The organism is Longimicrobium sp., from assembly GCF_036280135.1.
Lineage (GTDB): Bacteria > Gemmatimonadota > Gemmatimonadetes > Longimicrobiales > Longimicrobiaceae > Longimicrobium.
Genome location: NZ_DASURI010000073.1, coordinates 1 through 5,720 on the forward strand (window position 1 = coordinate 1; position 5,720 = coordinate 5,720).

General features: G+C 77.4%; 1 protein-coding gene. It reads right to left on the bottom strand.

Annotated features, from left to right (window positions below):
• The coding region (locus tag VFZ20_RS02600) for a non-ribosomal peptide synthetase (RefSeq protein WP_329682261.1) at window positions 1-5,720 on the bottom strand (5,720 nt) is incomplete at both ends.

A 5,720-nucleotide genomic window follows, 5' to 3' on the forward strand; every position in this document is an offset into this window, starting at 1 on the left:
CGCCGCGGAATCCGCCAGGGCCCGCGCCCACGCCTGCCACGACGTCGTCTTTTCCGGCAGGCGGATGGATTCACCGCGGGAAAGCTGTTCGTACGTCGTCTCCAGGTCCTCCAGGAGGATGCGCCAGCTCACCCCGTCCACGACCAGGTGGTGGATGACGATCAGCAGCCGCTCCGGTCGCCCCTCCCCCAGGTCGAACGAGACGACGCGAAGGAGGGGGCCGGCGCCCAGGTCCAGCCCGCGCTGCGCCCGCTCCGCTTGCGCCTCGATGGCGGCCGGCTGGTCCGCCTCCGCGAGATGCGCCAGGCGGACGCGCTCCACGGGCGCGTGCTCGTCCGGGGATGCGTGCGCCTGCGTCCACGCGCCGGCCCCGTCCGCGTGGAAGCGAAGGCGCAGGGCGTCGTGGTGCGTGACGAGCGCGGCCACGGCTTGCTCCAGCCGCGCGGGGTCCAGCGGCGCGCGGGGCACCAGCAGCAGCGCCTGGTTGTAGTGGTGCGGCGCGGGATGCGCCCGCGAAAAGAAGCGGTGCTGCACCGGCGTCAGGGGCGCCCCGCCCGTCACGGGCGCCTGGACGGGGGAGGCGCCGGCGTCCACCGGCTCGGCGACCTGGGCCAGGCGCGCCACGGTGGCGTGCTCGAACAGCTGGCGGGGGGTGATGCGCAGCCCCCGCGCGCGGGCGCGGGCCACGAGCTGGATGGAGAGGATGCTGTCGCCCCCCAGCTCGAAGAAGCCGTCGTGCACGCCCACGCGCGGCACCCGCAGCACCTCCGCCCAGGCGGCGCAGAGGGCCGCCTCGGCGGGGGTGGAGGGCGCCGCGTACTCCGCCGCCGGCTCCCACTCCGGCGCGGGAAGGGCGCGGCGGTCCAGCTTGTCGTTGGCGTTGAGGGGAAGGCGGTCCAGGGACACGAACGCGGACGGCACCAGGGACTCCGGCAGGTGCTCGCGCAGGTGGGCCCGCAGCGCCGCCGCGCCGGGCGCGGCCTCCGCGGTATCCGCGGGGACCACGTAGGCCACGAGCCGCGCTTCGCCGGGGACGTCCTCGCGGGCCACGACGGCCGCGTCGCGCACGGCGGGGTGCAGGCGCAGGGCCGCCTCGACCTCCCCCGTCTCGATGCGGACGCCGCGGATCTTGACCTGCCCGTCCATCCGCCCGATGAACTCCACCTCGCCCGCGGCGTTCCACCGCACGCGGTCGCCGGAGCGGTACATCCGCGTCCCGCGGCGGGCGGAGAACGGGTCGGGGACAAAGCGCTCGGCGGTGAGCGCCGGCCGGCCCAGGTACCCGCGCGTCACCGCCACCCCGGCGATGCACAGCTCGCCGCCCACCCCCACGGGCACGGGCCCCAGCGCCCCGTCCACCACGTAGAACCGCACGTTGTCCAGGGGCCGCCCCAGGGGCGGGGGGCGGGTGCCGTCCGCCGTGGGGTGCACGCTCACGCGCACGGAGGTCTCCGTGGGCCCGTACCCGTTGACGAAGCGGCGTCCGGGCGCCCACCGCGCCACCACCCCGGCCGTGCACGCCTCGCCGCCGGTGACCACCACCCGCAGGTCCGGCAGCTCCACGCGCGGCGTGGCGGCCAGGGCGGACGGGGTGAACTTGGCGTGGGTCACCCGCTGCCGGCGCAGCAGGTCCGTCAGCGGCTCGCCGGGAAGGAGCTCGTCGCGCGGGGCCGCCACGAGCGCCGCGCCCGTGGCGAGCGGGACGAAGATGTCCAGCACCGACGCGTCGAAGTGCAGCGGGGCAAAGAGCAGCACCCGCGCCCCCCCGCCGACGGCGTACTCGCGGGCAAAGGCCGCGACGGCGTTGCACACCCCGCGGTGCGGCACCATCACCCCCTTGGGAAGCCCCGTGGAGCCCGAGGTGTAGATGACGTACGCCAGGTTGTCCGCGTCCGCGCGGGCCGGCAGGGGCGACTCCGGCTCGTCGGGGAACGGGTCGTCCCCCACCTCCAGCACGGGCACGCCGTACCCGGCCACCCGGCCAGCCGTGGCCGCCGTGGCCACCACCAGCACCGCGCCCGAGTCCGCCAGCAGGTACGTCATGCGCCCCGGCGGCACGGACGGGTCCAGGGGGACGTACGCCCCGCCGGCCTTGAGCACGCCCAGCAGCGCGGCGATGGCGGCGGGGCCGGGCTCCATGCACAGCCCCACCCGCCGCTCCGGCCCCACGCCGCGCCGCGCGAGGGCCCGGGCCACGCGCGTGGCCTGCCGCTCCAGCGCCGCGTAGCCCACCGTCCGCCCGCCGAAGACGACGGCCGGGGCGTCGGGCGTGCGGGCGGCCTGCGCCTCCACCAGGGCGTGCAGGCACGTGCCGTCCGGGAACGGGCGGTCCGTGGCGTTCCACGCCTGCACCACCCGGTCGCGCTCGTCCGCCCGCAGCAGCGACACCTCCGACAGGGGACGGTCCGGCCCGGCGACGAGCCCCTCCAGCACGGCGTCCAGGTGGCCCGCCAGCCGTTCCATGGCGTCCGCGCCGGCGCGGGCCGGGTCGTAGCGCACGAGCATCTCCATCCGCGCGCCGGGCATCACCGTGAGCACCAGGGGAACGCTCGTCTGCTCCAGGCCGAACGCCGTCCGGGCGCGCAGCCCCTCCACGCGCTCGCCCGTCTCCGGGTCCAGCGGGTAGTTCTCGAACGTCACCTGGCTCTCGAACAGCGGCTCGCCGGGGGCCAGGCCGCTCCACTTCTGCAGCTGCACCAGGGGCGTGTACTGGTGCTCGCGGGCCCGCGCGCCCTCCGCCTGCAGGGCGCCCAGCCACGCCCGCACCGTGGTGGCGCCCCCCGCCCGCACCCGCACGGGCAGGGCGTTGATGAACAGCCCCACGATCTCCTCCGCGCCCGGCAGCTCCGCCGGCCGCCCCGACACCGTGGCGCCGAACAGCGCCTCGTCCTCGCCCGCGTAGCGCGCCAGCAGCAGCCCCCACGCGCCCTGGACCAGCGTGCTGGCCGTGACGCCCAGGCGGCGGCAGGCCGCGTCCAGCGCGCGGCTGCGCTCCGGCCCCAGGCGCAGCCACGCCTGGCCCGAGGCGATCGCCCGCGCGCCCGCCGCGCGGGGCAGCAGGGGAAGCGGCGTGGGCGCGGTCACGCCGCCCAGCACGCCGCGCCAGTAGGCCTCGGCCCGCGCCGGGTCCCGCCCCCGCAGCCACGCCACGTAGTCGCCGTAGGGCCAGGGCGCGGGGAGCTCCGCCCGCGCGCCCCGCCGGGCGGCGCCGTACAGGGCCAGCACGTCGCGAAAAAGGACGGACAGGCTCCACCCGTCCAGCACCAGGTGGTGGTGCGTCCACGCCAGCAGGTGCGCGTCGTCGCCCGTGCGAAAGAGGGCCAGCCGCATGAGGGGGGCGCGGCGGGGGTCGATGCCCGCGTCGCGGTCCGCCGCCAGGTACGCCCGCAGCCGCGCCTGGCGCCCGGCCTCGTCCGTGTCCCGCCAGTCCTCCCGGTGAAAGGGGAGCTCCACGGCGCGGTGGATGACCTGCAGGGGCCGCCCCGCGTGCTCCCACGTGAACGAGGCCCGCAGCGCCTGGTGCCGGGCCACGCCCTCGCGCCACGCCCGCTCCAGGGCGTCCGCGTCCAGGCCGCCCTCCAGCACGAAGCCGAACTGCCCCACGTACACGCCCGCCCCGGGCGCGTACAGGGCGTGAAAGAGCATCCCCTCCTGCATGGGGGTAAGGGGGTAGACGGCCTCCGCGTCGGGCGCCGATTCCGGCGGCGCGTCCCGCTCCGCCGGCCCGCCCCCCGCCGGGGGAACGTCCGCCGGGGTCCCGCCGGCGGGGGGCGGGGAGCCGCCGCCGCGCGCGATCAGCCCCCGCAGCGCCTCTCCATACCACGCGGCCAGCCGCTCCATCGTCTCCCGCCGGTGCACCCCCTCCGCGTAGCCGATCTCCACCTCCAGCCGCCCCCCGCGCACGGAGGCCGTGACGTCCACGCGGTGGCCGCGCAGGCCCCGCCCGTCCGCCACCGCCCCCGCCGGCTCGTCCGCGAAGGCGAGGAATGCGTCCGCCGAGACGGCCTGGTCCATCTGCCCCAGGTAGTTGAACGCCACCTCCGCCGCGGGCGCGCGCTGCAGCTGCCGGCGGATGTAGTCCGCCCGCAGCCAGCGCAGCAGCCCGTGGCCCAGCCCCCGGCCGGGGACGGCGCGCAGCTGCTCCTTGACGGCCCGCAGCGCCGCGTCCGCGTCTCCCGCGCCCGCGTCCGACAGGTCCAGGACGACGGGGTAGAGGGAGGTGAACCAGCCCACCGTGCGCGACAGGTCCACGCCCGGCGCCCGGTCCTCCTCGCGCCCGTGCCCCTCCAGCTCCACGCGGACCCGCGGGCTGCCCGTCCACCGCCCCAGGGCCTGGACGAGCGCGCACAGCAGCACCTCGTCGATCTGCGTCCCGTGGGCCCGCGGCACCTCGCGCAGCAGCGCCTCCGTCTCCCCCGCGTCCAGGTGGACGGCGACGCTGGCGGAGCGCGCGACGGTGTTCTCCGCGGACGGGTCGTCCAGGGGCAGCGGCGCCACCTCGCGCTCCGCCTCCTCCAGCCAGTACGCGGCCTCGTCGGCGTCCACGGCGCGGGCGCAATCCGCCAGGGCGCCGGCCCACGCCTGCCACGACGTCGTCTTCTCCGGCAGGCGGACGGGCTCGCCGCGGACGAGCTGTTCGTACGCTGTCTCCAGGTCCTCCAGGAGGATGCGCCAGCTCACCCCGTCCACGACCAGGTGGTGGATGACGATCAGGAGACGCTCCGGCCGTCCCTCCCCCAGGTCGAACGAGACGACGCGAAGGAGGGGACCGGCGGCCAGGTCCAGCGCGCGCTGCGCCCGCTCCGCTTCCGCCCCGATGGCGGCCGGCTGGTCCGCCTCGGCCACGTCCGCCAGGCGGACGCGCTCCACGGGCGCGTGCTCGTCGGGCGAAGCGTGCGCCTGCGTCCACGCGCCCGCCGCGTCCGCGTGAAAGCGCAGCCGCAGGGCGTAGTGGTGCGTGACGAGCGCGGCGACGGCTTGCTCCAGCCGCGCGGGGTCCAGCGGCGCGCGGGGGACCAGCAGCAGCGCCTGGTTGTAGTGGTGCGGCGCGGGATGCGCCTGCGCGAAAAAGCGGTGCTGCACCGGTGTCAGGGGCGCCGTGCCCGTCACCAGGGCGGCGTCCGCCGCGGCGGGGGCGGGCGCATCCACCCGCTCCGCCACCTCGGCCAGCCGCGCGACGGTAGGGCACTCGAACACCTGGCGGGGGGTGATGCGCAGCCCCCGCGCGCGGGCCCGGGCCACGAGCTGGATGGAAAGGATGCTGTCGCCGCCCAGCTCCAGGAAGCTTTCCTCCACCCCCACGCGGTCCACGCGCAGCGTCTCCGCCCACAGCGCGCACAGCAGCGCCTCCACCTCCGTCCGGGGCGCCACGTACGCGGCGCCGGGGCGCTGCTCCAGCGCGGGGAGGGCGCGGCGGTCCACCTTGCCGTTGGGGGTGAGCGGAAGGGCGTCCAGCCGCACGAACGCGGACGGCACCATGTGCTCCGGCAGCCGCGCCCGCAGGTGCGACCGCAGCCCCTCCGCGGACGGAGACGCCGCCCCGTCCGACCCGTCCGCCGCGACGACGTAGCCCACCAGCCGCGCCTCGCCCGGCCCGTCCGCCCGCGCCACCACCACCGCCTCGCGCACCCCCTCGTGCGACAGCAGCGCCGCCTCCACCTCGCCCGGCTCGATCCGGAACCCCCGCACCTTCACCTGCGCGTCCACCCGCCCCAGGAACT